The 25,694-nt window shown below is 61.6% G+C and carries 28 protein-coding genes and 1 pseudogene; 25 read left to right on the top strand and 4 right to left on the bottom strand.

The window, feature by feature from the left end; translation table 11 throughout:
* Window positions 1-231 precede the first annotated feature (231 nt).
* Window positions 232-930 (bottom strand): hypothetical protein, encoded by a 699-nt coding sequence (locus DFR74_RS35505; RefSeq protein ID WP_147265882.1) that lies wholly within the window; start codon window positions 928-930, stop codon window positions 232-234.
* 659 nt (window positions 931-1,589) lie between these two features.
* Here DFR74_RS35505 and DFR74_RS22615 point away from each other — a divergent pair.
* From DFR74_RS22615 to DFR74_RS38045, 9 genes are all read left to right on the top strand, one after another.
* A complete protein-coding gene (locus tag DFR74_RS22615; RefSeq protein WP_198161853.1) occupies window positions 1,590-2,486 on the top strand; it encodes a radical SAM protein in 897 nt (298 codons plus the stop codon).
* Window positions 2,487-2,488: 2 nt separating this feature from the next.
* Window positions 2,489-4,537 (top strand): phosphoketolase family protein, encoded by a 2,049-nt coding sequence (locus tag DFR74_RS22610; RefSeq protein WP_084538020.1) that lies wholly within the window; start codon window positions 2,489-2,491, stop codon window positions 4,535-4,537.
* The gene (locus DFR74_RS22605) at window positions 4,534-5,592 is read left to right on the top strand and encodes an enolase C-terminal domain-like protein (protein ID WP_170160790.1); all 1,059 of its coding nucleotides are present in this window, start codon (window positions 4,534-4,536) and stop codon (window positions 5,590-5,592) included. The genes DFR74_RS22610 and DFR74_RS22605 overlap by 4 nt, the downstream gene beginning before the upstream one ends.
* The gene (locus DFR74_RS22600) at window positions 5,573-6,646 is read left to right on the top strand and encodes an HAD family hydrolase (protein ID WP_170160789.1); all 1,074 of its coding nucleotides are present in this window, start codon (window positions 5,573-5,575) and stop codon (window positions 6,644-6,646) included. Before DFR74_RS22605 ends, DFR74_RS22600 begins: the two co-directional genes overlap by 20 nt.
* The gene (locus tag DFR74_RS22595; protein ID WP_067512459.1) at window positions 6,643-7,437 is read left to right on the top strand and encodes a class I SAM-dependent methyltransferase; all 795 of its coding nucleotides are present in this window, start codon (window positions 6,643-6,645) and stop codon (window positions 7,435-7,437) included. Before DFR74_RS22600 ends, DFR74_RS22595 begins: the two co-directional genes overlap by 4 nt.
* Complete coding sequence (locus DFR74_RS22590) at window positions 7,434-8,219, top strand: creatininase family protein (protein WP_084538017.1); 786 nt, start codon at window positions 7,434-7,436, stop codon at window positions 8,217-8,219. Before DFR74_RS22595 ends, DFR74_RS22590 begins: the two co-directional genes overlap by 4 nt.
* 15 nt (window positions 8,220-8,234) lie before the next feature.
* Window positions 8,235-8,987, top strand: coding sequence for a phytanoyl-CoA dioxygenase family protein (locus DFR74_RS22585; RefSeq protein ID WP_084538016.1), 753 nt, complete (start codon window positions 8,235-8,237; stop codon window positions 8,985-8,987).
* Between the two features lie 165 nt (window positions 8,988-9,152).
* Window positions 9,153-10,142: a hypothetical protein gene (locus DFR74_RS35500; RefSeq protein WP_147265881.1), complete on the top strand. Its 990-nt coding sequence runs from the start codon at window positions 9,153-9,155 to the stop codon at window positions 10,140-10,142.
* Window positions 10,139-10,783 carry an L-threonylcarbamoyladenylate synthase gene (locus tag DFR74_RS38045; RefSeq protein WP_084538015.1) on the top strand — a complete coding sequence of 215 codons (645 nt, stop codon included), beginning with the start codon at window positions 10,139-10,141 and terminating at the stop codon, window positions 10,781-10,783. Before DFR74_RS35500 ends, DFR74_RS38045 begins: the two co-directional genes overlap by 4 nt.
* Window positions 10,784-10,826: 43 nt before the next feature.
* Here the strand turns inward: DFR74_RS38045 and DFR74_RS22575 are convergent, their stop codons facing one another.
* A complete protein-coding gene (locus DFR74_RS22575; protein WP_067512454.1) occupies window positions 10,827-11,030 on the bottom strand; it encodes a hypothetical protein in 204 nt (67 codons plus the stop codon).
* Window positions 11,031-11,124: 94 nt separating this feature from the next.
* Between DFR74_RS22575 and DFR74_RS22570 the strand changes: the two genes are divergently transcribed.
* Window positions 11,125-11,502, top strand: a complete 378-nt coding sequence (locus DFR74_RS22570; RefSeq protein ID WP_067512452.1) for a phosphotransferase family protein — start codon at window positions 11,125-11,127, stop codon at window positions 11,500-11,502.
* 254 nt (window positions 11,503-11,756) lie between these two features.
* On the opposite strand, the gene DFR74_RS22565 is transcribed toward DFR74_RS22570, so the two are convergent.
* Entirely contained in the window at window positions 11,757-12,881 is a 1,125-nt protein-coding gene (locus DFR74_RS22565; protein ID WP_147265880.1) for a hypothetical protein, read from the bottom strand.
* Window positions 12,882-12,984: 103 nt separating this feature from the next.
* Here DFR74_RS22565 and DFR74_RS22560 point away from each other — a divergent pair, with 103 nt between their 5' ends.
* From DFR74_RS22560 to DFR74_RS38040, 15 genes and pseudogenes are all read left to right on the top strand, one after another.
* Window positions 12,985-13,563, top strand: a complete 579-nt coding sequence (locus tag DFR74_RS22560; protein ID WP_147265879.1) for a hypothetical protein — start codon at window positions 12,985-12,987, stop codon at window positions 13,561-13,563.
* A 44-nt stretch (window positions 13,564-13,607) separates the two neighbouring features.
* The gene (locus DFR74_RS22555) at window positions 13,608-14,813 is read left to right on the top strand and encodes an OmpA family protein (protein ID WP_170160788.1); all 1,206 of its coding nucleotides are present in this window, start codon (window positions 13,608-13,610) and stop codon (window positions 14,811-14,813) included.
* A gap of 113 nt (window positions 14,814-14,926) precedes the next feature.
* The gene (locus tag DFR74_RS22550) at window positions 14,927-16,318 is read left to right on the top strand and encodes a hypothetical protein (RefSeq protein WP_067512446.1); all 1,392 of its coding nucleotides are present in this window, start codon (window positions 14,927-14,929) and stop codon (window positions 16,316-16,318) included.
* 2 nt (window positions 16,319-16,320) lie between these two features.
* A complete protein-coding gene (locus DFR74_RS22545; RefSeq protein WP_067512443.1) occupies window positions 16,321-16,527 on the top strand; it encodes a hypothetical protein in 207 nt (68 codons plus the stop codon).
* Window positions 16,528-16,770: 243 nt separating this feature from the next.
* On the top strand, window positions 16,771-16,986 hold the full coding sequence (locus DFR74_RS22540) for a hypothetical protein (protein WP_067512441.1): 216 nt from the start codon (window positions 16,771-16,773) through the stop codon (window positions 16,984-16,986).
* A complete protein-coding gene (locus DFR74_RS22535) occupies window positions 16,983-19,175 on the top strand; it encodes a type IV secretory system conjugative DNA transfer family protein (protein WP_067512439.1) in 2,193 nt (730 codons plus the stop codon). Before DFR74_RS22540 ends, DFR74_RS22535 begins: the two co-directional genes overlap by 4 nt.
* Window positions 19,172-20,179, top strand: coding sequence for a replication-relaxation family protein (locus DFR74_RS22530; RefSeq protein WP_084538012.1), 1,008 nt, complete (start codon window positions 19,172-19,174; stop codon window positions 20,177-20,179). Before DFR74_RS22535 ends, DFR74_RS22530 begins: the two co-directional genes overlap by 4 nt.
* Window positions 20,169-20,756: an MT-A70 family methyltransferase gene (locus DFR74_RS22525; protein ID WP_067512437.1), complete on the top strand. Its 588-nt coding sequence runs from the start codon at window positions 20,169-20,171 to the stop codon at window positions 20,754-20,756. The genes DFR74_RS22530 and DFR74_RS22525 overlap by 11 nt, the downstream gene beginning before the upstream one ends.
* 113 nt (window positions 20,757-20,869) lie before the next feature.
* Window positions 20,870-21,238 carry a hypothetical protein gene (locus DFR74_RS22520; protein WP_067512435.1) on the top strand — a complete coding sequence of 123 codons (369 nt, stop codon included), beginning with the start codon at window positions 20,870-20,872 and terminating at the stop codon, window positions 21,236-21,238.
* Window positions 21,239-21,344: 106 nt separating this feature from the next.
* Entirely contained in the window at window positions 21,345-21,782 is a 438-nt protein-coding gene (locus DFR74_RS35495) for a hypothetical protein (RefSeq protein WP_147265878.1), read from the top strand.
* A complete protein-coding gene (locus tag DFR74_RS22510) occupies window positions 21,775-22,410 on the top strand; it encodes an antirestriction protein ArdA (RefSeq protein WP_147265877.1) in 636 nt (211 codons plus the stop codon). The genes DFR74_RS35495 and DFR74_RS22510 overlap by 8 nt, the downstream gene beginning before the upstream one ends.
* Window positions 22,411-22,527: 117 nt before the next feature.
* On the top strand, window positions 22,528-22,914 hold the full coding sequence (locus DFR74_RS22505; protein WP_084538011.1) for a helix-turn-helix domain-containing protein: 387 nt from the start codon (window positions 22,528-22,530) through the stop codon (window positions 22,912-22,914).
* 50 nt (window positions 22,915-22,964) lie between these two features.
* On the top strand, window positions 22,965-23,615 hold the full coding sequence (locus DFR74_RS22500) for an ImmA/IrrE family metallo-endopeptidase (RefSeq protein ID WP_084538010.1): 651 nt from the start codon (window positions 22,965-22,967) through the stop codon (window positions 23,613-23,615).
* Window positions 23,612-24,064 carry a recombinase family protein gene (locus tag DFR74_RS22495; protein WP_084538009.1) on the top strand — a complete coding sequence of 151 codons (453 nt, stop codon included), beginning with the start codon at window positions 23,612-23,614 and terminating at the stop codon, window positions 24,062-24,064. Before DFR74_RS22500 ends, DFR74_RS22495 begins: the two co-directional genes overlap by 4 nt.
* Window positions 24,061-25,167: pseudogene (locus DFR74_RS38040) on the top strand (recombinase family protein); the annotation flags it as partial. The gene DFR74_RS22495 and the pseudogene DFR74_RS38040, both read left to right, overlap by 4 nt.
* A gap of 24 nt (window positions 25,168-25,191) precedes the next feature.
* Here the strand turns inward: DFR74_RS38040 and DFR74_RS22480 are convergent.
* On the bottom strand, window positions 25,192-25,479 hold the full coding sequence (locus DFR74_RS22480) for a hypothetical protein (protein ID WP_067512426.1): 288 nt from the start codon (window positions 25,477-25,479) through the stop codon (window positions 25,192-25,194).
* Between the last annotated feature and the right edge of the window lie 215 nt (window positions 25,480-25,694).

Here is a 25,694-nt window from a genome sequence, read left to right as displayed (position 1 = left end):
AACAGGAGGACACCACCCCCGCAGAACTCACCGCCTGACCGAACAACCGATCACGCGGTGACCAACTCCGTTACACCACACCCCAGGACTTGACCTCCCGACTTTCGCCCATAGACCTCAATACCGCCAGCCCACACCATAACTACGCCCCAGTCTAAGGCTGTCGAAGTCCACCTGCAATTCACCGATGCTGTCGTGCTGAATCATGTCATCTGTCGGGCTCAAGATCGACTACTGCCGCGAGGGGAGGCCGCGAATTCGCCAAATCTCCGCGGGAGTCCTGGGCCCAAAACAGATACGCAGACGGAAGAATTTACATGTGCGCCACGGTGTAACAATATAGTACGGACGGATCGACCGCCGTGGGCCTGCGATGATAATAGCGGTGTAGTCGTGATGCTGACTCAAGCTTATCGGTTCCGGTAGACGCATTCGGAAATCAACGTGCGATCGTCCGACCGTGCGCTTCTCGAGAATTTTTCCGCCGGATGTGACCTCGGCGGACAATTGACGCGGCTCGACCGAGGATGCGGAAACGCTCCACGAGAATACGATCTCATCGAGCTCATCTGCAGTAGCCACAATTCGTCGCGTTTCGATCAGACGGACTGGATCTTCATCCAGGTGGAGGGTGGCAGTCAGCGAGTCGGTGTACCAACCGTCATCTGACGGTGCCTGCGCACCTTGAGCTTCCGTGCCTGCCGTCTCTGCCATCGACTCGGCCAACATGAAGAACGCTTGGTCGATCCGGCGGACGGCGGTGCGTGACTCACGATCGAGACTTGCCGCAAGCTCCTCAACCCGCTGGCGCAAGAACCGGCGATCGGTCTGATTGCTCTCCCTGTCAAGCGCCAGGGCCACGACGGCCGCCCGTCCGAGTGGTTCCGGTAGTCGGGCACACTCCTCGGTGATCTTGAGTGCAAGCTCCATTCGTCCGACCAAGGTCGCACCTCCATGAGGACTTCAGCTGGGCCGTGGGCGCCGACAAAGTTGAGCTATACGGCATGGTTGAGGTGCGGGTGGAGCTGTGCACCGCATCGAGTGTCCTTTGCAAATGCACTTGCCGATGCAATATCAAGTGAACGTACGACAAGGTATCGTCTGCTCCTCCGTAGAATCAACCGGAATATTTGCGGCAGTCGGCAGGGTGAGCTGGGACTTCTCTGCTGTGTCGACGTCGTTGGTTCATAGGGCGGCGACTCATACAAACGTGCGGTAAGCTGCCGTGGACTGGGGATGATCTCTCAAACGTCCGACTACGGGGTCCGGACTACTGGCTCAGTCTATTTCGCTGTGGAAGGGCTGGAACTGTGATCGAACGATGCGGTGTGCGTTCGTCGAACGTGCGGGGGAGTATCCGGCCTGTCTCGGCGCCCAAAAATGGACTCTTTGCGGGGTGAAGCATGGTAGTAGGCTCGCGGGTCCATCCGCTGCTCCTTGATGAGCTTGAGCAACTGTCCGCCAAATATGAAGTGCCAGCTGAGGATGCGCTACTCATAGCATTAAACCTGTACGGAATATCCTCAGACCAGCCACGACATCGGGCTCGGGTGACCGTCCGACTGACTACCAAAATGGAAGTACCGTGGATGGTGATTGTTCCGCTCAATGCCACAGGATCACCGTTCATAATGGTGGATAACGAGTTACGTCTCGGTGCGGAGGTCGTGGGTACCGTCCATCGGATAGATGCCGACGAGGCAGTTGGCGGTTATTTTCGTAATGGCGGCAAGGCGGCGACATTGAATCCGAATGCACGTAGTCGCTGTACGGGATGTGCATTCTGTCCTAACACGCTTGAGGCCGCAGCTGATCCACGGCTTTCTGAAGAACGCCAACTTTCCGAACTGCTGGACGCGATGCGCGAACAGCACCCGCGGGGCGATCTTTCCGAGCTTCAGGAGGTGACTGTCTCGACTGGGTGCTTTGAGCACGAGTCCGCGGCATTGTCGCACTTGGAGAGGCTCCGTCGTGCCCTGTCGGATCATGGCATCGGCGCTCGGATCGGTCTGCTGACATCCGTGCTTAGAAGCGATAACTCGTTTCGGAAATTGGCTACTGACGTCGCGCCGTTCGTTCTGCGGCTGACGATCGAGTGCTTCACTCGGCGCAACCTCTTGCTGAAGGCTAGCAAGGCAGACCTCACGCCAGCCGAGATACCGGATGTCCTGTGTCGCGCTCAGGGGCATGGCCTGGACACATCGTTTACATACATCTGCGGTTTGGATCACCTGACCGATCTGCGGTTAGGACTTGCACCCCTCGCCCAGTACGTCACAGAATTCCCCAACTTCCAAGTTTACCAAGCGCATAACGCCATCATGGCCGGACTTCGGGCGCCGGCCGCATCCGAGATCGAATACTACCTGCAGGCGCGGATGGAGATCGAGCGGATATTTGGAGACACAAACTTGCGACCTCAAGCGTGGGAAGGCTACCGCCCGTTGTGGTATTTCTCATTCGGCGGTGAACGGCTGGTACCTTAGAGATGGTTGACTTGAGAGACTGTGCTGATGCCCTGTGGCGGGCGATCGTGTATGTCTCCGTCGTTCAGCTACATTTGAATGACAACGTATTATTGACGCGTCCGCTGCGGTCGGGTGACATCAAGACTTGGCCCACAGGTCACTGGGGCACCGTGCCAGGTACCGCGTGGCTGTTGGCGCATATCGGATTGCACGCCGGGGAGGATTCTTCCGTACGCCTCGTGCCCCTACTCGGTGCCGGGCACACCGGGGTAGCCCAGTTGGCATTGAGTTGGCTGACCGGCGACTTGAGGCGACATATCCCCGACTATAGCCTCAATGAGAAGGGGCTGGCCGCGCTTGCTCAATCATTCCCCAATGTCCCGCGTTTTGGTTCCGAAGTCCATCCGGACCTTCCAGCTGGTGACTTTCTCGGCGGTTGCCTCGGCGGTGCGTTGGCATTCGCATGTGGAGCTGCACTCCACAACGATCAGGTGATCGTGCCAATCATCGGTGATGGAGAATGCGAGACACCGACCATGGCGGCGTCCTGGTTGGCGGCACGCGAGTTAGAAAACGCGAAAGTGCTACCGATCATCCATCTCAATGAGTTTCGAATGGGAAGCCGTTCGATCCTGGGAAGAATGAGCAATGACGAGGTCAGGCGGTATTTCGAGGCGCTGGGCTGGGGTTGTCGGATATTCACCGTTCACGCTGCCGATGGCTCTGAGCACGATGCGTTCCATCACCTTCTCCGAAGAGCAACGGCCGAAACTGTAGGTGGCCAACGTTGCTGCCTGGTGTTGCGGTGTGAGAAAGGTTGGGGTGGACCCGTCGTCGTGGATGGGGTGCGGTATCTCGGGACAGCCAAATTGCACAAGACGCCGTTGACGTCCGCGGCGACGTCGGCCGACCAGCGTGCCCAGCTGCAGGAGTGGTTGTTCTCGTACCGGCCGCGCTTGCTATTTGATGAGCACGGTTGCCCGACTGGCGCTCTCAAGGCTGCGCTGGAGCTGATACGGATCGACAATAGCTCTGCCCCGCCGCGGGATCGAAGCTTTGCGAGAGAGCCACTTGGTCCAAAACGTGCCAGTTCGGATTTCACCGATGTCGTCACCTCCGTGCTCGGAGCCCACGGCGCGCGCGGCGACTTCCGCGTCTTCAGCCCCGACGAGATGCAATCGAACCGGCTCGGGCAGCTGGCCGGTGCCTCATGGGTGTCCGAGGTGTTGGCCGAGGAAGTCCTTTTCGGATGGCTGGCGGGCTGGACCTCAAGTGGCAGGCGCGGTCTGCTGGTCTCCTACGAGGCATTCTCGACTCTGCTGACAGCCGGGCTGGTTTCGCATTTGAAGCAACGCCGCCTCCGTACATCGGAGCTCCCGAGCTTGAATCTATTGCTGACGTCATATGGATGGCACAACGTATACACCCATGGTGACCCCTCCCTGATCACGACGCTGGTGGGTATAGCAGATCCGGCTGTGCGCATGTACGTGCCCGCCGACCCGATGCGACTGGGAGCTGTTCTCGAGCAGAGCCTTGATTCTACGAACCGGGTGAATGTCATTGTGGCGGGCAAGCATTCACGGGCAACGCTTCCCTCGCAGTCCATGATATCGGAGCTGTCACGTGGCCTGTCCGTCTGGGAGCATCTCAGTGACTCGTCTGAACCAGACGTGACCATCCTCTGCGCCGGAGATATCCCCGCTACCGCTGTCGGCGCGGCAATCCCGCTGCTCAGGCGGAAGCGCGTCGGCAGTGTTCGGGTTGTGGGTGTCGCCGATCTGACAGTGCTTGGTGACCCAGCCGACTGGCCGCGCGGACTGCGCCCTGATGAATGGGGCGAATACGTCGGCCGGAGCGCCGCGGTGCTGGTAGTGACTCTAGGACATCCGGCTGCGATATGGGGCCTGCTGGCGGGACGCATTCGCCAGCCCGTCCGGGTGATCGGATGGCGCGAACCACCGGCGCCGATATCGCAACAAAGATTAGCCATCGCTGCTGGCCTAGATGCGTCTGGCATTGTGCAGGCGGTTATCGAGCTTGCAAGAGAGCGGGAAAGAACCGCATGACGGCGACCGTCACGATTGAGAAAATCGAGGTACTGGACCTTAGTGACGAGGTCGAGGACGGCGATGCCGGCTTCTTTGTCGGAGTGTATGCCGCTGGGCACTCTGGCTGGTATGGGCCGGTCCACGCCGACCACGTCAGCTACATCGAACGGTATCTCATGCATCGGCTGATCGGCTGCTCACCATTCGAGCACCAGAAGGCGGTTGAAGTCCTTCGCGGACATCCGAGTCCGGTTGTAGACCAACGCTGTCGCTCCTGGGCCATAGGAACGCTCGACTGCGCAATATGGGATCTGCATGGGAAATTGCTGAGTATGCCGGTCGTAGACCTGCTTACAAGCCACCGAATCACCGTCGTACCAGCTTATGGATCTTGGCTTCGATTCGATCTCGCCTCAGCGGACGCGTTATCGACAGTCGAGGCGGTCTCTGCGGACGGATGGGCGTTCACTAAATGGGGATTAAGAAGCGAACTGGGCGACGCGGCCCGGCTCGCGAAGCTGGCAATTCAGGTATCGCAGTCCGCAGTGAATCAAGTCGCCTTCGACGCGCTACAAACGTGGGACCTGGACCTTGCAATGGAGTTTTGTCATTTGGTCCGTCGGCTACCGATAGTCTGGATTGAGGACCCTCTCCCATACGAATGCATCACGAGCTACAGGCGAATTGCTGAATGCGGTGTCCCGCTTAGCGTTGGGGAGTATTTCACCATTGACGATAAAAGGATCGATCAGTTCGATATCGCACAATTGCGTGCCCTAACTATCGACGTTGTGGGCTTTGGTGGGATCACGTGCGTGCTAGGCCTCATGCTGCTGGCACGTCAGCTGGGGGTAATGATCTCACCGCATGGTCGCTCACTAATGCCTGCAATTCATCTGGCCGCCGCATATAGTGACGTCTTCCAGTCAGTTGAATACCAGCTGCAGTGGGAGCCGCGACGGCAGCGCCTGTATGCCGAGGGATGCCTCCCTATGCACGGTGAGCTCCATGTGCCTTCGACGAGCGGATTGGGGACGACACCAAGGAGGCCTGATGCCCGCAATTGCCATTAGCCTGCCTGTCGCCGGTCGATTTAAAGGCGATCACTTCATCCTGTCGGAGCGGCTCGTCGGATATGATACATTTCTTTCTGGAGTGCTGGAGATCAACGGTATTAAACGATCAGTCCGTATCCTAACGTTTGATGATATCACCGTGCTCAGAGTGGCAGAGGGTCGCGCCTTGTCCGACGGGGCCCATGAATCCGGAATCCTACATATTCCACATGGCCTACGTTCTCGTCAGATAGCTTTTGAGCTGCAAGCAGCGGCGTCGGCTCGTCGACGGGATTTGACAGTCCTCGACGATGCGGAGCTCCAATATGCACTCACGTTTCTTTCCGAGGCGGTGAAACCGGAAATCCGAGAAGCTCGTGTGGATGCTATAGTCAGCGCGTTGCCGCCTGTGCCGCAGATAGATGGAAGAAGCCCCATCGTCATCAGTTTCGACGTCGGGGGAACGTTGGGGTCAAGCTCGGCGCCGAGTGTGCCATCTCGGCTTCGATCAGCTTCCCAACGCTCGCCCGACGAGACTCGAGATATTATACGGGAGCAGCTATATGCGCTGCCTGAAGTCTCAAGTGCAACAATGGCGGAAATTTGCGAAATGCTGGGAATTGAATCGGCTCTGTCGATTGATCGCGGAGAAGATGAATTCGTTCCGGATCGGCATGCTATCGACGTTGTTCGAGAACTTAGTTATTATGGAACGGTGATTACAATATCGAATGTTTCCGCCGTTGATTTAGACATGAAGCAACTCCGCTTATTGTTCGAACCTTGGGTGACGGATTTCTTTCCCTCGTGTCGCACGGGATGCGTAAAGCCGGATAGGCGCGCTTTTGACTTCGCTTGCAATGCTGTGGGTGCTTCTGTAGAGGCAATGATCCACGTCGGGGACAGTTGGCAATGTGATGTCAAAGGCGCTTTGGCGGCTGGGGCCCGTCCAATCTGGATTTCTCGCGGTCGACCGATGCCGGAGGAGATGGAGGACGGTACTGTGATGGTCGCCACTGATCTTCGCCAGGTAGTCCCGCTCATCCAACGCATGGTAGGGAGCCGTATATGAGTATGTTCACGGGAACCGTTGAGTACTACCGGAAGTACCGGCCAGGTATCCCCGAGTCTGTGGCAGTGTTGCTCGATCAGGCGGTCCCCCAACGGAAGCCCCGCCGGTTGTTGGACGTCGGCACCGGTACTGGTCTGGTTGTCGAGGCTCTCCTGGGGCGATTCGACGACATCATTGCCATCGACAATGACCCCGACATGCTGGCCGCTGCTGAAGCGGCGCTGCGGCCCCAACTGCCAGTCGGCACAACGCTCGCCCTGTCGGCCATCGAAGCCGAAGACTTCATGCCGCCGGATGACTGGAAGGCTGATCTCGTAACCATCTGTAGGGCCTTCCACTGGATCGACCAAGAGGTGATGCTCCAGCGCCTGGACAGCCAGGTGGCGCCTGATGGCGCGGTCGCCATCTTCGGTGACAGTAGCTTCTGGGCAGCCGGCAGTCCTTGGAAGAGCGCAGTCCGCTCGGTGGTCAAGGACTTCCTGGGAGACGAACGCCGTGCTGGTGACGGCACGTTCAAGCATCATGATCGGCCGTACAGCGAAATCATGAGGGAATCGCCGTTCAGTCATGTTGAGGAGTTCACGGTTCCGGTTCACCGGACATGGTCAGCAGAGAGCATTCTCGGATATCTCTACTCAACATCGTTTGCTGCTCCGCACTTGTTCGGTGGTCGGCTGAGCGAGTTTGAGCAGGCCGTTCGGCAACAGCTCGCGAAATTCAGTAGCGACGACAGCTTCCCAGAAGACAATGAGTTCGTGATCCGCATAGGCCGAAGGACTCCACCGCGATGACGGGACGCAACTTCGGTCAGCTGACAGCACTGGAGACGTCCCGCTTAACGCCGGAGTCTATCTTGTGCTTGCCGATAGGCTCGTTCGAGCAGCACGGCCCGCATCTGCCGCTGCATACTGACGCTGTCATCGCCGAGCAGTTTTCGGCGCGGATCGTCGAACGTTACGGCGATGACTTTGATCTGTGGCAACTGCCAACTCTGCCATATGGTTTGTCCCTTGAACACTCGTGGTCTGCTGGCACGATATCGTTGACAACTAACACCCTTAGCACACTCTTGAGGGCAGTCGTCGCCGCATATACGCGATCGGTACCGGCACGGAATCTATTGATCGTCAACGGACATGGCGGAAACCGCGGCATCTTAGAAGCCGTACTGTACGAGCTGCGTCGAGACTGCGGGGTCAATGCTTGCGTTCTGCACCCGAGTTCTCTGTCCACCGCAAAGATCCAAACCTCGTTGCCAGAAATTCACGCTGGCATGCGCGAGACCAGCGTTATGCTCGCGCTGTCGCCAGCGGACGTTCACATCGATCGCATCCCGGAGTCCTTCACCGAAGCTGATCTGCGTCGCGAGTCGATCCGCGACTACATCCTCGACCGCGGTGTCACCTGGCCATGGACATCGAGGGATGCCGAGATCTCCAGCCTCGGCATCATGGGTAGCGATCCGCGCGGTGCCACGTCCGAGATCGGCGAGGCCATCATTGAAAGCGCGTTGAATTACTGTCCGCCGGTATTGGAACGACTCTTGAAACAAGAAGAATTCAGATCAACCTAGGGCAGGCAAGAAACAGTGCTTACGACCGAGGATCGCGCATCATTCGCTACTGATGGCGTCTTAATTAAGAGAGATTTGATCGCGTGCGACCGGATCGAGTCCGCACGGTCGCTGATCAACGACTGGCTCGTAACCGGTATGGACCTCAATCACCTGGCAGGCTATACCCAACGGACGTTCGCTCCGGAACTTGGAAGCCATCCAATTCTTCTCGACCTGTACTACACCCGTGAAGTTGCCGGTGCCGTACGAGAGTTGGTAGGTGAGCCGTGTCCCGTGAAGACGGCCCAGATTCAGATCCGATTACCGCAGAACCAATTACACAAACCGCAGCCGACCAAGGCGATGCACGTCGACGGGGTGGCTTGTCCTCATCTCGACCCGAACGAGCTTCGAACGTTCTCGCTTCTTGTCGGAGTGGTGTTGTCCGATATCGGGAGCCCGAGTGGTGGCGCCCTCCACTACCAGCCTGGTGGCCACCTGCGAATGTCGGAGTGGTTTCGTGATGAATGGGCGCTCGGGTTGACTCATCAAACACCGCCGGATGTCGACTCGGAAAAGGGCATTCCATTCTTGGGCAAACCCGGTGATGTGCTACTAATGCATCACCTGGTTCCACATGCGGTCGGTGCGAACATAACGAGCACGCCGCGGACTATGGTGTACTTCCGCGTCTCGCATGTCGACCACCAGTCGAGGCGTCTGGCCGCACTGAAAGACCCATGGCTGGACTTTCCTGCATTGGTTGCATCTAGGCAAGGGCGCTAGCTGAACCTTGTGAACCTCTCATCTGTGCCCCTGCGGCAAACCTCCCTTGGGTTGGTAGCTCCGTTGGTCCGCGGCCGGACTGTCTTACTCGTTGGCGCGGCAGCTCACAGCACGCAACTGGCAGCCTTCTTCAAAGCGGCATCGGCAGCGCATGTCGATAGCGTCATGCTCGACTATCAGGGTGACAACACTCAGGGACGCTTCGCAGCGTATGAGGCAACCCTGAGATCACCTCCAACCGATCTACGCAGCCGACTTGAGATGATCGACCCTCACCGCTCCGCGTTTCTCTACGCTGGCTCCTTCGCCTCGGTGAGGGAGGTCGACGGTCGGCCGGTGTTAGGCGCACGGACGGCCGTTCAGGCCGACGCGGAACGAAAAGACATGCAGGCTCGGCTGGTTGGTGGCACGGTATGCTCGGTCGAACTCAATTGGGGTGTCCCGGCTCCAACAGTGATCCAGGGAATCCCGCGTCAGGGGCTGGCAATGTCATCGAGCCACACCTACATCGTCCCCAAGGATGCGAGCAGTGACAACGTCGCCGCACTGAAACGCCGACTCGGTCGAGACTGTGACACGGTAGTACTTCGTCCTCTTCACACCGGAATTCCATGCACTTTCTACGGTTTCCTGGCTCGCAATTGGGTGGTCGAGTTCGGTCCCGTTGAAGCGCTGGTATTTTGGGATCAGCGAACATGGCGAGTACATGCTCCGGGTATCGTCTGGCCGCTTGAGCTGTCTGCCTCCGAGCTGGAAAACGCCCGTTCGGCTATCCAAACTTTGGGGCGACGGCTCCATCGAAACACCAGTTACGCTGGCGCATTCGGAGTAGACGGCGTGATTCAGGACGGAATCTATCGCATCCACGAGATTAATCCCAGAGTTTGCGCAGGGTTCAGCCTGCTGGACCAAATCGCCCCCGATTCTGCACCTTTGGCGGCAGTAGACCTGTGCCTCCGCGATTGCGGGGACCAGGCGGCTGAACAACTTGCCGACCCGCTGGAAGATCTGGCGCGTAGTCTGAGGTCGACAGCGCAGAAGCGAACTCGGATATTTGATGGCGGCATAACTCCGATTAGTCGCGCCGACGCCTTTCGGATTTTTCGCAGTCAGGGACTGATTCCGGTATCGGATGTAGAGGAATACTGTGCATGAAGATTATTGAGCCAACCCAGTTGGATGTCGCGGTCGACGCAGTGGCGGCCGGTAAGTTGGTAGTTATCCCAACTCATCGGTGGTACATGATTTGTGCCGATGCGCGCGACGCAGTCGCCTGCGATCGTATCTATGAAGGTAAGCGTCGACCAGCCGCCAAGCCGCTCGCACTTGTCGTCCGGTCTCCAGGAGAAGCAGCCGACCTCTTTGTCTTCAGTGACGATGCTCACCAACTCGCCGCAGCATTCTGGCCTGGTGATCTGGCGCTGATACTTCCCTGGAGAGACGCAGGAAACGGAAAGAGGCACGCGGCAGTCGGATCACCGAATGCGCTTGTCGTCAACGAGGTCGGCCTACTCGGAGAGTTGGCAGTGCGCTCACCTGTCCCCATCGCAGCCACCTCGGCGAATATCTCTGGTACCCCGGGAATTGTGGGCCCAGGTCCGTCCATCACGATCGCTGAGGTCCAGGAGTTCGTGAATACGAGCGGACTTGAGGTCGCTGTCTGCGTTGACGGTGGGATCTGTCCAATCGCTGACCACTTGACCATAATGGACTGTACAGGGTCTCGAACTACCGTCTCTCGACATGGTTTGATACACGCACGTGCGATAGCCGCAGCGCTCAGCGCCCCAAGATGACCGATTCTGCCTAGGGGATGGCAACGAGGAAAGGCGCCATCGCTCAGCCGCCATCCTCGGTCAGCAGCAGATAAGCCGCCTCCAGGTGCACGAGGCACTCGTCTGGGTGATGAAACCGGTGGACATACCGAAGCTCGCGGGCCCGTTCGGGCGTCAGCTCCATCAGGTGTACCTGGCACATAAACTCCGCCAGCTTGCCGCTCGCCTGCACAAACGCCCGCTCCGGCATCGGTTCCGGCCTGCTCATACCGATCCCGCATCGTCCGGCCACACCCGCCGCGGCGGGAATTCTGCCCCATCCCCCTGCGCCGCAGAACTCAGCTGGTGTCGAGGCATACCGCGTGACCGACTTTCCGCTCGGTATCGGCGTCGTCCATGCCGATGCCCACACCGAGAACGTCGTTTGGAACGGAAATGTTTACGTTCTGATCGACTGGGACCAATCCTGCATCGGCCCACGAGAACTGGATCTCATTGGCGGGTTGCCGGACCACTTCCAGCGTCCGGAGCCTGAGCGGCGCGGGTTCCTCGGCGCCTACGGCTACGACATGCTTAGTTGGCCGGGGTGGCGGCTACTTCGGGACATTGCCGAGTTGCACTCGATCGCGTCGTACATTCGGCTGGCGCCGCACAAGCCGGCCGCAGCTGAGCAGCTGGAGGTGCGAGTCCGGTCTTTGAGAGTGGGCGATCGCCGGACGCTGTGGCGCGCGGCTTCGTAGTTGAGCGCCAGTTTTGCGCAACGGCGATGGCCCTGTGGTCGCGGCACTCGTCGTCGGCACAGGCACGCATGGTGTATCGGCACGGTCCACGGAGCCGTACTGAAAGCGACTACCGCTGAACCGTCACCACCGATGCCGAGCGGAAGCTCGATGGCGTTAGGCCAACAGCTCGCCGCACGACATCAATCGTTAACCAATCAATCGTCCGATCGTCATGACACGAAACTGATTACATTACCCTGCGCTGACGATTCTCAGCCTCTACTGTCATTCCTCGACAATAGCCCGTCGTACAGCGCTGCACCGTCCACGCCGCGCGGCGGCGCCTGTCCCGGGGCATACCAGTCCGCGATCTTCATCCAGTCCTCGTCGACCTTGCTGGTGTAGTCGTCGCACGCCTGGATGGTGCTGTGTACCTGGCTTTTTGAGGTATCGCCGTCGACTTCGGACTGGTGGCCGTCGAGGACGAACTTCTGCCAGATGGCGTGGATCATCTCACCTTGGGCGGAGGTTTCGAGGGCCCGGTAGAACAGCTCGGGCTCTTCGAGCTGTCGCGTTGCCAGCGTCCGCCGGAGCCACGAGTCGTTCTCCTCGTTGATCGGGTTGTGCCAGCCGACGCGGAACACAGCGTCCCGGACCTCACTTTCGACGTCAGCGTCGGAAAGTAGCCACAGGCCACCGTGTTTGGCGATGAACCGCCGCTCCTCCAGCAGGAACCGGGCGTACCAGTGCAGGGCGCTACGGGCGTACCCTTGCGCTTCCTTGATCGGGTCGAATGGTTCGTCGCTGTCCGGGTCCCACGGCAGGTGGTCGGCGGGTTCTTCTTGGTAGGTCTGGAGCGCTGCGCGGAGGTCAGCGCCAAGCGCGTACACAGGCGTCCAGATCCGGTAGTAGGCCTCGAACCGTTCTACCCACGCCACTGCCAGTCGGCTATCTGCGGGGTGGCGGCGCTCCATCGCTAGGTGGGCCCGACGCATAGCGGCATCGTGGCAGACAGCAAGCACAGCTTCGGCGGTCTGTTCGATGATGTCTTTCTCCATGCCCTTTCGGAACGTCTCGGGCTGGATGCTTGCGGCTTTGGCTGCTTGGCGGCGGCGCTCGGTGCTGGGCGCGAACTTGGTGCCGCCGATGAGGCCGAAGGTGTATTCGGCGGCCTCCTGGAACTCGCCGCCATCGAGGTGGTCGACTGCTTGGCGTACCAACGCTTCGATCGCTGCCGGCTCTGGCTCGACATCGGTGGTCGTTAGGTCGACCTGGCGGGCGACGTTGTGCAGCACCGGCAGGTTCAGACGCCGTAAGGCACCGAGCCCCTTCTCCCGAACGGCACGGAGCTCGCGGGCGACCGCTGCGTGGTCTGGAAGTCCCCCTGATGCCGACATGCCCAGATTCTCCCCGAGTTCATGCCGGACCGTCCACCGGATTCGCCGACAGCCCAGGGGTTCTCCTCGAAGTACGCCGGACGAACCGGCGACGTTCATCTGAATGGAGGAGACAGCGCAAATGGATGCGACAGCGCCTACCGCCTATTCCCGCTTGCAGCTGGCCGACGAGTTGTGCCCACTGGTCCCGCCCGGGGACGATCTGACCACCGCGTCGGACATCCTGAACTACGTCCTCGTGGAGCACGGCCAGTTCGACGATCGCCTGCGGCAGTTCCTGAACCACCACTACGCTGCCGCGCCAACGATCGCTGCCTACGCCTGGGAGCTGTCCGGCGCGCTGAGCACCGGCCTGCTGGAGTGGATACGGCAATGGCCCACAGCGGCCGCACAGGTCGGTTCTGACCTCACCTCGGGCGGCGTCACCGCGAATGAGCCTGACGCCACGCCGGTACCGTCCGGCCCCGGACTGGCTGTCCCTGAGGGTGATGACCCGTCGACCGTGCACGAGATCACGGCGTACGTCTTCCAGGGCATTCGCGAACTGCGGTCCCGCATCACCCTTTTCGCCAATGCACGCGAGATCGGGGCGCCCACCAGCGCCGATCACGTGCACGACCTCGCAGCCGGCTACCAGCGGCTGCTCGCCGAATGGGCTCTGCGCTGGCCGCGGCCGTCGTGAGCTGCGCGGCTGCCGAATCCATCTCACCGGTAAGGAGTTTCCGCATGCCAGCTTCCCGTACCAGGCGCACCGCGGTGGCGCCGTTCGCGCCGATCTGGCCGTCGAGGATGGCGCTGGTCGCCATCCTCGTGCTGGCGCTGGCGGCGCTCTGCATCACCAGCTGCGCCCCGTCGGAGAGCCCGTCAACCACGGCGGTCACCATCGTTGCCACCGCCACCGCGGCCGAACCCCGCCCCTCGCTGCCGGACTCGCTCGCTAGCGGGCTGGTGGCCATGGCCAAGCGCGCCAAGCGTCCCGGCGACGCCACCGTCCACGTGGTCATGAGCGCCACCGGCGAGGTGGTCACCCACGACTTGACGCCGCTCCGGCCGAACGGGCAAGTCCAGCACGCCCAGGCTGATGCCGACCGCCAAATCCGTGCTGCCCTCGATGATCTCGCCGCCACTGTGGGGGCGCTGAGGGCCACCGAGCCGGGCCTCGGCGTCCTGCCGCTATTGGATCGGGCTGGCCAGTTACCGGGCGATTTGCACGTCCTCACCTCCGGCGTCAGCACCGAGGCGCCGGTGGATCTGCGCCGTATTGGGTGGAGCACCGACCCGCATGCCGTCATCGACAGCGTGGAAAAGCAGGGGCTCATACCCCGCCTGCCTGGCCGTCACGTGACGTTTTATGGGCTGGGTGTGGTGGCCGGGCAGCAGCCGGTGCTACCGCCGTTCACCCGGTCGTTCATCGAATCCCTGCATCACCAGCTGTGCGAGCGGTCGGGGGCCGCCAGTTGCCGCGTTGCTCCTCCGTCAGCAACAGCCCTGCCACCGGTCGCGACGGCGCCAGTGCCGGTGGTGCCGGTGCCGGAGGCCTACACCGAGGCCGGCTGCCCGGTGTGGACACGGCTGTCGGACGCGGTACTGCACTTCGCCCCGGACAGCGCGGTCCTGCCGGCGTCAGCCGACGATGTCCTCCGCCCCCTTGCCGAGGCCGTATTCCGCTGCCATATCAGGCGCGTAGATATCACCGGGCATATCGCCGACACCGGCACCGGCGACGCGAGGGACAACTTGGCCCAGCGGCGTGCCCGTGCCGTCGCGGATCGCCTGGTCTCCCTGGGCCTTCCGAGCGGTGTCCTCGGTGCGGTTGCTGGCCGGGATGCCCACGAACCCGTCGTCCCGAACTTCACCAACGGCGTGTTCGACGAAGCGAAAGCCAAGCAGAACCGGCGCGTCGAAATGACCTTCCTACTCGCGCGGCGGTGACCCCCGTGCCCCAGCTCCCACCTCCTCAACCCCTGTCCAGCACCACGATTGGAGATTTCGCCATGACTGCTATCCCTACCGCGACAAACGGGCGTGTGCCCGAATCTGCTCCGGTGTCGCTGCGCAAAGCCACCGACCCGCCCACGACCACGTCCCGCTCCCCGGCGGTGCCCACCTCCGACATGGCCTGGTCGCTGGCTACCGGCCGCCCGATCCCGCGCGACTGGGTCGCTCAGGTCGACGCCCTGGCCAGGGAGCAGCAACGTATCGGGTATACCCGGGAGCCGGACAGCTTGTCGAATATGGAGGCGTTCGTGGCGAGCAAAGGCATGGCCGCCGCCGAGCACGCCCGGGAACGGGGCGCCGACGAGCTGGCCAAGCTGCTCGACCAGGCGGCCGCTCTGACCGGCGAGGAGACCGTCCTGCGCGCCGAACTCAGCCGGCTCGACACCACGTCCGTTACCGGCACGAACGGCGAGATCACCACGGCCAAAGCTGTCCGCGAGCGCATGGGCACAGTCAGCGCCGCCGTCACCGGCGAGCGGGACGAGGGCAGCCTCAAGCACCGTCTGGTGTCGCGGCCGCTGCGCGCCGTGGCGATCGCGGCCGCAGTGGTGGACTTCCCGGTGCTGCTTCACTTCACCACGCAGGTGTTCAACGTCGATCTTGCCGGACTGACGGCTGGGGACGGCACGGCATGGGGCGGCGGCCTGGTGCCGTTGCTCACCAGCATGGTGTTCGCGTTGCTCGGCACGCTGGCGGTGGCGGTCGGTCTCAGTTTCCTCGGTCGGGAACTCAAGGGCTACAAGGACGCCCATGGACACCTGGCCATGCCGGACGGGGGAGCGCGGGTCATCCCGCTGCTGTTCGGCGGGCTGTCAGTGGCGCTGGCGATCAGCGCGGGGCTCCTGATGGCCTACCGGATTATCAGCGAGAGTTTGGCCGCGGGCGGCGGCACCATGGGCGCGGTGATGCTCGGGGGCTTCTTCGCCATCGTGGTAATCACTGTGAACGCGGTGGTGTTCTTCGTCCACTACCGAGACGGTTCGCTGCAGACCGACGAGATCGCCCAGCTGGCCGGGGTTCTCGGGCCGATCGAGGAACGTCGGGTTGCTATGCAGCGGCGCATCGACGCCATCGGCCCCGAACTGGCGCGGATCCGATTGCGGGCCGAGCGGGTCTACGGCGCGACGCTCACCAAGATGGGCGAGCCGGTCAAGGGCGCCGATCAGCTTCGGCTGCTGGCCCGCGCCTACCATCAGGGCTGTGGTGCCGACGCCACCATCCGCGCGAATGGCGGCAGCCCGCACGCCAACCTGATTGCGCCCAACACCACGATCGACCACGCCGTCCTCGACGAGGTGATGGACAAGCTCGATGAGTTCACCGCTGGCAGCACCAAGACGGCCAGCGCGCGGAAATCCGCGGCGTCCGAAGCGTTCGCCCTGAGCTTGGGCGACGACGACCTTGGGGATGATACCGACGAACTTGACGGGGAGTGGTGAGTATGAGCGGCGACTCCCCGTCGGGCCTGGCCGAAGCCTTCAAGCGCGCCTGTGTCGCCTTCCTGGTCGGCGCTGTTGCCCTCTACGCCGCAGTGGCGGTCATCGAAATTATTTGGCCCGCATTGGTACTCGTAATCGGGATCGCCGCCCTCGTCGGCGTCCCGGTCGCGGGCATCGCGATCTACCGGAAGATGCGTGGCGGTTGGTAGGCGAAATTCTGCCAATAATGTCGCCTTTTCTACTACGGCAAGCCGTGTTCGCGCCGGTGTGGTGGTTTTTGCAATCTTGATTTGACCCCGCAGCCGCGCAATTCATAGTAAATCGCAGAACGGATTTTGCGCGTACGCAAATCCAGTGCCGACCAAGCGTTCGGCGCAAGTTCATCGAAATACCAACCTAATTCGACAAGGAGGAGAGCTATGTCTAAAACAGGACGCCCCAACCATCGCCGCGTGGACCGAGAAGCCAAGCGGCGCAGCGGATCCACGAGGGCGGAGCGAACCATCACGGTACGCAGCGAGAAGCGCAATCCGCCTGACCTGCACAAGCTCAGCCGCGCCGTCATCGCGATTGCTTTGGCCGACACGGACACCGCCAAGGCGAATGCCGACAGCGCGGGCGCCGATGCCGCACCGGGCGACGAGGTCCGAGAAGGAGACCGCCAATGACGACCATCCCGGCAACGCCGGAACTGACAGCCGACTCACTGGTCTGGCAATTCCTATTCTGGCCCAGCCCGTTTCGCGAGGCATCGGCCCTGGCGCTTCTCCGGGACTGGGCGGCGCAGAAACACGCCCCGCAGCTGATTCTTGAGGCTCGTTCGACTGTCGACGGGGTGGAATACCTGGTCGGCACCCAGCTACGGCACGCCCATGGCGTACGGCGCTCGGTTGAACAGCTGGTACCGGGATCGGTGGTCACCCCGTTCGACAGCAACGAACGAGGTGAGATCGCGACCGCGCGTCGGCTGAAACTGACGGCGACCGACTGGCCGTTGGAGCCCTCGGACCGGGTGGCCACCAGCCGCTCCATCCTGAGCGCACTTACCGCGGTGAACGCCCCCGGCGAACGGTTGGTCGTCCAGCTGGTGCTCGGGCCGCGCCGCCAGCCGATGCTCCCGACCGAACGGCCCACCGGCAGCCATCAATCGACAGCCTCAAAGGTATGGAGCGGCTTGGTGCCGGACCGGCGCCCGAACGCCAAACAAGCCCTCCTGCGCAAGCTCGGCCAGCATGGCTTCACTGCCGCTATCCGGCTCGGCGTGCAGGCCGCTGCCGCGGACCGCAGGAAATCCCTGCTGCTCGGACTGGCTGCCGCCATCGGGACGGTGGAAACGCCTGGGGCGCATTTGAAGCTGGTGAACGACAAGCCCGGCGCTGTCAATCAGCCCAAGGCCACCTGGTCGATCCTGACCCCGGCCCAGCCGCTCAGCGTCCCCGAAGTGAGCCACCTCTTGGCCTGGCCGGTATCGGACAACCGCGACGACCGGTTCCCAGGCCAGCCGCCTATCCATCCGCGCCCGGTCCGACCAACCCCGGCACTGCTCAGCGGGAAACGGGTGATCGCGACCGCCAACGCGCCTGGGGTCAGCGGCACGATCGGCTACGACGTGCTCGACGCCATGCGCCACACCTGGGTCATCGGGCCCAACGGAACCGGCAAGTCGACCCTGCTGCTCAACCTGATCGTCCAGGACCTTGAGGCGGGCCGGCCGGTGGTGGTGATCGAGCCGAAGGACTTGGTGGCCGACATCCTGGCGCGCATCCCCGACCACCGCAAAGCCGACATCGTGCTGCTCGACCCGCTCGACAGCGCGCCGGTCGGCATCAACCCGCTGGCGCACAGCGACGGCCGAACGCCAGAGGTGATCGCCGACTCGCTGTTCGGCACCATCCACGCCATCCACGGCGACCTCGGGCCGCGGTCAGCCGACATCCTCCGAAACTCGTTGGAGGTTCTGGCCAAACGCGACGACGCCAGCCTGACCATGCTGCCGCTGCTGCTGACCAACCCGGGGTTTCGGCGGTCGCTCACTCAGCGGGTGATCCGAGAAGATCCGTTCGCCGCCGGGCCGTTCTGGCAATGGTTCGACTCGCTGTCACCCGAAGCGGTCGACACCAAAATCGCCCCGCTCAGCAACAAACTCCGGCCCCTGCTGACCCGGCAGCTGAGAGCGGTGCTGGCACAACGCAACCCGAAGTTCAACATCCGGCAAGTCCTCCGGGAGAACAAGGTGCTCCTGGTACCGCTCCAGAAGGGCGTCATCGGGCCGGAGTCGGCAACCCTGCTCGGGGCCATCATCCTGGCCGAACTCTGGCAGGCCGTCCGCGAGCGCGCCGGGACGCCGGAAGACACTCGGACGCCGGTGATGGTCTACATCGACGAAGTCCAGGACTACCTCAAGCTGCCAACGGATTTGGGCGATGCGCTCGCCACCGCTCGCAGCCTGCGGGCCGGATTCCACCTGGCGCACCAGTACCAGAAGCAGCTGCCGCCCGCGATGCTGGACGCCTTCCGCAACAACGCGAGAAGCCGCATCACCTTCCAACTCCAATCCGGCGACGCCAAGGACATGGCCACCGGACAATCCGTCCTCGCCCCCGAGGACTTCGGCGCGCTGCCTGCCCACCATGTCTACGTCAACGCCATGCGCGACAACACGGTCCAGCCGTGGGCGTCAGGCGTGACACTGCCACCACCTCCGGCCACATCGGATCCGAATGAGATCCGGCGCCTGTCCCGCGAACGCTACGGCCAGCCGCTCGACGAAGTCGAGCAGGGCTTCACCGAACTGCTTGACCAGGTGGCGGGCGACATGGACAACCCACGCGGCGGACGCCGAAGGAGGCAGTCATGAAGTCTGAAAAGTCGTACGGAAGTAGTGACGTAGATGAAGCAACGACATCTGGGAGCGGTATTCGTCCCGCTGTTCGTCCCGGCCTGACCACGAAATCCCTTCTGACCCCGCAGTTTCCTGCCTTGCGGGAGGGGAATGATGGTGCCTTTTCGGGCACCACACAGCCTGCTCGGCGGCCGGTTCGCGACCTGGCCCGGCTCGCCCAGCAGCTCAGTGAGCGGGACTGGTCGATCCTGCGGTCTGTCGATGAACACCGCTTCTTGTCCGTGGCACACATCCGTTCGCTGCATTTTGGCGATCAGCCTGAATCCAGTGGACTTCGGTCGGCCCAACGGGTGTTGGCACGGCTCCGGCGGCACCGCGTTCTTAGCTGCTTGCCGCAACGGATCGGTGGGCACCAGGCGGGCAGCAGTGCCTCAGTCCACTACGTCGATGAAGTTGGCGACCGGCTGCTGCGCCTGGACAGCGGACGTACTGCGAGGCGGAGGTTCGAACAACCAACTCAACGGTTCCTTGACCACCAGCTGGGCATTGCCGACGCTCACGTGGCCTTCGTCCAAGCCGATCGTGCCCGGCAACTCGAACTGCTGCGCTGCGAGATCGAGCCCACCTCCTGGCGGACGTACGTTGGCGTCGGTGGTGCACGCCTGACCCTCAAGCCTGACCTGTACGCCGAGACCGCGACACCGCCGGGGAGCGACTACGTCGACGCAGCCTTCATCGAGATCGACATGGGCACTGAACATTTGCCGACCCTGCTGAAGAAGTGCCGTGACTACGAGTCATATCGCCGTCAAGGCATCGAACAGGAGCGCGCCGACAACACCTTCCCGACCGTCGTCTGGTCGATGACTGCTGATACCGAAGCCAAGGCTAAGCGGCGGCGGGCCGCTCTGCGCAAGGCCATCGCCAAGGACCGCCACCTCCCGGACGGTCTGTTCCAGATCATCGCACCCCACGACCTCATCCTCGCCATGCAGAAAGGAGCCGAATATGACCAGTAGCGATCACATTCACCCCACACGAAGGACCCGCTACCGCACGATCATGGCCGACCCGCCCTGGGATATCCACCAGACCGGAGGCCGCGGCGCGGACCAGCACTACCCCTTGATGACCGTCGAACAAATCAAGGCCATCCCCGTCGCCGATCTGGCCGAGGACGACGCCCACCTATGGCTCTGGGTAACGAATGCCACTCTGCGCATCGGTTACGACGTTATGGAGGCATGGGGGTTCGTTCCGCGCAGTCCGCTCACCTGGGTCAAACCGCGCCTCGGCCTGGGCGTCTACCTGAGAAACACCACCGAACACATGATCCTCGGAACCCGAGGTCGCGCTCCGGTCAACTTCAAGGCGCAGCCGACCTGGGTGTTCGCGCCGCTCCAGTCCCACAGCCACAAGCCGGAGGAACAGTACGCCATCATCGAACGGGTTTCGAAGGGCCCGTATCTCGAACTGTTTGCCCGGAGGTCGCAGCCTGGCTGGGATGCCTGGGGCAACGAAATCGACTCCGACATTGTCATCGCCGGCTACCCGGTGCCGTCCGACTCGAAATTCCGGCAGGGAGAAGCCGGATGAACACGGTTCCGAGCCTGGCTCGCGCGGGACCGTAGCTTTGGCTCCTCGGTGTCATGCGGCCGTACCCGTAAGCGCAGCAAGCGTTTACCGGCCGCTCGCACCGAGGAGGAGCGATGTCCACACCCGAGGTGTCCGGCGGCAAGGAAGTCACCCTTGCCATCCGGATCGACACCGCCCGGCACGCCCAGCTCACCTGGATCGCCGAACTGCGCGGCAGCAACCTGAAGACCGAGTGCTTCAAAGCCGTCGATGCCTACATCGACGCCGCCAAGAACGATTCCGAGCTGATGGCCAAAGCCGACGCCGCTCGCGCCGCCATCGAAGAAGAAGCGCGTGCCCGCCAGGCAGCCATCGCCAACCTGTTCGCCGCCACGCCACCGCCGCCCACCCAGGATGACACGGCAACCGGCGAATCCGAGAGCAAACCTAGCCCCCGGACCCGCCGCACCGGCAAACAGGACAGCGGACAGCCGGACAGCTGAGTCCCACTCAGCGACCCCCGGTGACGGCCGGCGGGTGACAGATCGAGCGTTCACGCTCTCTGCCACCCGTCCGGCCGAACACACAAGCGTAACCCGAAAGGAGCCTATGAAAGAGCACTATCCGCAACATAATTCAGGTGAGCACCGCCAGGAGCCCGACGCCATGCCAGCCACGCTCCCAGAACACGACAGCGACCAGGAATGGGAACTGCTGTGGACGATCAGCGACGCCCTGCTGGCCGCCGTGGACAATCTAGCCAAACATCCTGGCGACCACGCAGCCGCAGCCCGCGTCGCCGCCAAAGTCGTGCGGTTCACGCATCAGTTCGACCCCACCAGTGAGGGGAACATGCACGCCGAAGCAGCCGTGGCCAACCAGGTCTTCAACGAGATCGTTCGCTTCGCCGGTGAGCACGACAAACTCACGACCAGCGACCTGCAAGGGGCGCTCGAAGCTGTCGCCCTTCGTCTGATCCGCCACGAAATCTCAGGCGAACCAGGACGAACGGCATCCGCGCCTGGGGAAGGAGGTGGTCGTGAGTGAACGCCTTCCCCATTCACACGGCGAACATCCGCCCCAGCTCGAACGCGCCGTTAGCCACGAACCCGAGCCACGCGAGCTCAACCCCCGGATCTATGTCACCCGCGGCCTGCCGCTCCGGACCGAGCTCACCGCTGGGCTCTGGCTGGATATGGCCCGGTCGCCACGCGACATCGAGGCCGAAATGTACAGCGCGCTGACAGACGAGGAGCACGCCGGGAATCCGCTGTACATCTGGGACTACCGCGACTACGGCGCCTTCGACGTCACCACCGGCGCGATCGGACTCGAAGGTGTCGACAGCATCGACACGCTGTCCGAAATCGCCATCGGCATTAAGGAGTACGGCCCCGCTTTCGCCGCTTGGGCCAAATACAACGAAGACGACCGTCAGCCGCTGTACCACTTCGCCCGCGCCTACAAGGGGCACTACGAGTCGGCCGCTGCCTTCATCCGCGAACAGCTCCGGCCGATGGCGTACGAGGCCATTCTCGACCGGGCGATGCCCCAGGAGATCCGTCCGTTCGTTGCTGTCGACTACCAAGCTGTGGCTGCTCAATTGGAGGCCGACGGCGTGATCGTGCCACTGCCCGCAGAGAACGGCGTGTGGATATTCAGCATTCAAGCCTAGTTCGACAAATGGAGGCGCATTTTTGCGAGAAAGCGATGTTAAATTGTCAAAAACAATTGCTTTCGCGCAAGAAAGGAGTTATTTTCCGACTGGGTAACAATAATAGGAGAAACAACTATGGGTACATCCAGGAGCAGGGGCTCCGCTGCCAATCTGGCGAACGTCATCAAAACGCGACGTAAAGAGCTATGCATGACTCGATCGGAGCTGGCAGAGCGATCGGGGCTGCATCCGTCAACCATAACCAGAATCGAGCAGGAAGTCTTCGTCAAACCGACGCCAGACAGCTTGCGCATGATAGCCGATGCCCTCGACATCGCGGCCGACGAGCTATATGTCATCGCCGGATGGCTGACACCTGCAGCTAGGCAAGACCAGCCCGCAATCCGCGTCATCTACCAAGGGGTGTCTGGGCGTGTGGCTGACGATATTGAGCAAGCTATTGCCGCTATTGCCGCCAGGGATCAGATTGAGCTGCATGCGTATCGTCGGATTATCGCGTAAGTGTGCAGTAGGCGAGGTTGGCGAAGAAATGTAAAGAAAGGAGATGTGACATGTCACAGGCGGTACCACCACTGAAATCAAGTAGAGAAGGCAATGACCCCCCACGGGTAACGCTGGCAAAGCTTAGGGCGATCGCCGCGGTGGGAGTTACTCCTGTTGAGCGCAGCCTGCACCTGGCGCGACGGCAGGCCGAGATGCTCCTCGACGCGCATCCAGTAGACACGGGAATGATTCCAGCGGAGGTGATAACTGAACTCAGGGGGATTCGCGTCGAATGGGTTCCCGGTCAACGCCTACCGAGCGCTGGATTCTGGGATACCGCCGCTCGGCAGTGGGTCATCCAACTTGCGTACGCCGATAGCTGGAAGCAGCAGCGCTGGGCGCTGGCCCGCGAGTTCAAGCACATCCTCGATTACCCTCACGCTGACGACCTCTATCCCAGTACAGACGCCACCAGTAGCCGCTACCTTGCCGAGCAAGCTGCCGACCACTTTGCCGATCACCTTCTTGTACCTGACCGCCTACTTCGCCGGGCGTGGAGCAACGACATCGGCACGGCCGCCGAGCTTTCCGTGCACTTCAGCGTCCCCGAATTCGTGACAGAACGTCGGCTCGTGGATACGCCGCTCGGACTCGATACCGGCCGCGCCCGCCGACACCGGGCTGCGGACGTTGCTGGTCCTGACGGGGGCGCCGCATGAAACCGCTCCGTGTACTGCAACGGCTCGCCCGGCCGCACCACGCCTGTATTCCGCTCTTTCCACCGGCGGTCATGTTCCTGTCCATCGCCGCGATCAGCCAGGCCGACATCGCAGCTGGCGGCGAGCCCATCAGGATTGGCCTCCAGCGTCAGGCTGGCCACCGAACGGCGCTTCAGCACGGCATTGGCGTTGTAAAGGAATTCATCGAGATTGGAGCGCCTGCCACCGCTCTGCGTCGTCGCCCCGCTCTGCGGCGCCTGTTGGCCTATCTCAAGAACCATCCTGACATCCGCTATGTCATTTTCCCTAGTGTGCACCGTTTCGCCCGCACTACGGATCACGCTGAACTGTTGCGCGGACACTTTTCACGGCTGGGCGTACGGATCATATTGGCAACATCGCCGTCGGGCAAGCGGCGGGCAGCGGACCTGAAAGGGGAAATAATATGACGCGAACGGCACTCTCTGCAGGGCTTTCTCTAGCGACTGCCGAATTGGCCCCGGCTGTATCCTATCTTCGGGTGTCAAGTAAGAAACAGCTCGACACCGCCCGTGATATTGATCCTGATGGCAACTCGATCGCGACGCAGCGCGTCCACGTCGATCGTCGAGCTGAGAATCTGGGCGCTCGGATTGTTGAGGAGTTCTTCGACCCTGGCGTGTCAGCGCAGACTATCGACAAAAGGAGCGAGTTCCAGGACATGATTCGATACCTGCGCGAACATCCGGAAGTTAAGTACGTGATTGTCTACGCGCGCTCCCGCGCTTTCCGGAACTACATCGACGCCGCTCTAACTAAGCGGGAGCTGGATAAGCTGGATGTCAAGCTTGTCTCCGCCCGTGAGGATTTCGGTGACAGCATCTTCTCGGAGGCTATGGAAGCAATTACGGATGTCTTTAACGACATGCAAAACAAGATGTCCGGCGAGGACATACGTATCAAGATGCGCAACAAGGCGATCAATGGTGGGACCATCGGCGTTGCGAAGCTAGGGTACCGAAATATTCGAGTTGAAGTTGAGGGTCGGCAGGTCAATACAATTGCGCTGGATGAAGAGCGCGCACCGCTAGTGCTGCGCGCTTTCGAGCTTTATGCCACTGGTGACTACAGTATTGACCGATTGGAAGCTACGATGGCGGACCTGGGGCTGACAAGTCGTCGAACACCCCGGCACCCGGCGGCGAGGACAGTTGCAGCGTCGACGTTGCACAAGATGCTCACCGACCCATATTATCTTGGTTACGTGGTGTACAAGGGTGAGAAGTATCCGGGGCGGCATCCCGCTATCGTTGGGCTGGAGTTGTTTGAACGAGTGCAAGATGTTTTCAACGCTCGCAGTGCCTACGGGCAGCGTGATCGCATTCTTATGCACTACCTCAAGGGGGCGCTGTTCTGCGATCGTTGCTACGAAAATGGGCGCGTGTCTCGGCTAATCTATGTCGAAGTCAAGGGCCGAACTGGGAAGAAGTATCACTACTTCCTATGCCGAGGCAGACAGGAGAAAGCGTGCGACTTGCCGCACCTTCCTGCCGATCTGGTGGAGCAGGCTATTGCTGACCACTATCAGACGCTCGAACTACCTGAGGACTTCGCCGAAGCCGTCCAGATACGCCTTGAGCAGGTCGTGCACGACGAAAAAGCTGCGACGCACACGATGCACGCCAACCTCAAACGGCGCCTGAAAGAGATCGACCAGCAGGAGGACCGTCTCCTTCAGCTCGCGGCTATCGGAGACATGCCCCAAGCGAAGATCCGCACCAGGCTGCTTGAACTTGCGTCCGAACGTGAACGAGCTGAATCCGGGCTCTCGGCAGCTGCCATCGAGCTCGGGACCGGTGCCGACGCGCTCCGCCACGCCCTTCATCTCGTCTCAGATCCGCGCAAGCTCTATGCCAACGTTTCGAACGCCGCGCGGCGCCACCTCAACCAGACCTTCTTCGAGCGCATCTACCTCGATGACAGCCGTGTCACCCGCGACCAGAAGACGCCCATCTTCCAAGAGATCGCTGATGCGAAACGCGCCTATCTGGGCGAGGGCGTGGACACGGTCACCTCACACAGCAGAAGCCCCCGCATCGC

The organism is Nocardia puris (assembly GCF_003315035.1).
Taxonomy (GTDB): Bacteria; Actinomycetota; Actinomycetes; order Mycobacteriales; family Mycobacteriaceae; genus Nocardia; species Nocardia puris.
Note: the sequence above shows the minus strand (reverse complement) of the source record. Positions and strands in the feature narration are given on the sequence as shown.

Bases quoted from the DNA above. Each gene is read 5' to 3' on its own strand.
- DFR74_RS35495 (WP_147265878.1), top strand. From the start codon at position 21,345: ATGAAAGAGCACTATCCGCAACATAATTCAGGTGAGCACCGCCAGGAG.
- DFR74_RS22600 (WP_170160789.1), top strand. From the start codon at position 5,573: ATGCCCGCAATTGCCATTAGCCTGCCTGTCGCCGGTCGATTTAAAGGC.
- DFR74_RS22610 (WP_084538020.1), top strand. From the start codon at position 2,489: ATGGTTGACTTGAGAGACTGTGCTGATGCCCTGTGGCGGGCGATCGTG.
- DFR74_RS22605 (WP_170160790.1), top strand. From the start codon at position 4,534: ATGACGGCGACCGTCACGATTGAGAAAATCGAGGTACTGGACCTTAGT.
- DFR74_RS22495 (WP_084538009.1), top strand. From the start codon at position 23,612: ATGAAACCGCTCCGTGTACTGCAACGGCTCGCCCGGCCGCACCACGCC.
- DFR74_RS35505 (WP_147265882.1), bottom strand. From the start codon at position 930: ATGGAGCTTGCACTCAAGATCACCGAGGAGTGTGCCCGACTACCGGAA.
- DFR74_RS38045 (WP_084538015.1), top strand. From the start codon at position 10,139: ATGAAGATTATTGAGCCAACCCAGTTGGATGTCGCGGTCGACGCAGTG.
- DFR74_RS22560 (WP_147265879.1), top strand. From the start codon at position 12,985: ATGGAGGAGACAGCGCAAATGGATGCGACAGCGCCTACCGCCTATTCC.
- DFR74_RS22555 (WP_170160788.1), top strand. From the start codon at position 13,608: ATGCCAGCTTCCCGTACCAGGCGCACCGCGGTGGCGCCGTTCGCGCCG.
- DFR74_RS22520 (WP_067512435.1), top strand. From the start codon at position 20,870: ATGTCCACACCCGAGGTGTCCGGCGGCAAGGAAGTCACCCTTGCCATC.
- DFR74_RS22500 (WP_084538010.1), top strand. From the start codon at position 22,965: ATGTCACAGGCGGTACCACCACTGAAATCAAGTAGAGAAGGCAATGAC.
- DFR74_RS22575 (WP_067512454.1), bottom strand. From the start codon at position 11,030: ATGAGCAGGCCGGAACCGATGCCGGAGCGGGCGTTTGTGCAGGCGAGC.
- DFR74_RS22615 (WP_198161853.1), top strand. From the start codon at position 1,590: ATGGTGATTGTTCCGCTCAATGCCACAGGATCACCGTTCATAATGGTG.
- DFR74_RS22590 (WP_084538017.1), top strand. From the start codon at position 7,434: ATGACGGGACGCAACTTCGGTCAGCTGACAGCACTGGAGACGTCCCGC.
- DFR74_RS22525 (WP_067512437.1), top strand. From the start codon at position 20,169: ATGACCAGTAGCGATCACATTCACCCCACACGAAGGACCCGCTACCGC.
- DFR74_RS22595 (WP_067512459.1), top strand. From the start codon at position 6,643: ATGAGTATGTTCACGGGAACCGTTGAGTACTACCGGAAGTACCGGCCA.
- DFR74_RS35500 (WP_147265881.1), top strand. From the start codon at position 9,153: ATGCTCGACTATCAGGGTGACAACACTCAGGGACGCTTCGCAGCGTAT.
- DFR74_RS22545 (WP_067512443.1), top strand. From the start codon at position 16,321: ATGAGCGGCGACTCCCCGTCGGGCCTGGCCGAAGCCTTCAAGCGCGCC.
- DFR74_RS22565 (WP_147265880.1), bottom strand. From the start codon at position 12,881: ATGTCGGCATCAGGGGGACTTCCAGACCACGCAGCGGTCGCCCGCGAG.
- DFR74_RS22480 (WP_067512426.1), bottom strand. From the start codon at position 25,479: ATGAAGGGCGTGGCGGAGCGCGTCGGCACCGGTCCCGAGCTCGATGGC.
- DFR74_RS22530 (WP_084538012.1), top strand. From the start codon at position 19,172: ATGAAGTCTGAAAAGTCGTACGGAAGTAGTGACGTAGATGAAGCAACG.
- DFR74_RS22505 (WP_084538011.1), top strand. From the start codon at position 22,528: ATGGGTACATCCAGGAGCAGGGGCTCCGCTGCCAATCTGGCGAACGTC.
- DFR74_RS22535 (WP_067512439.1), top strand. From the start codon at position 16,983: ATGACGACCATCCCGGCAACGCCGGAACTGACAGCCGACTCACTGGTC.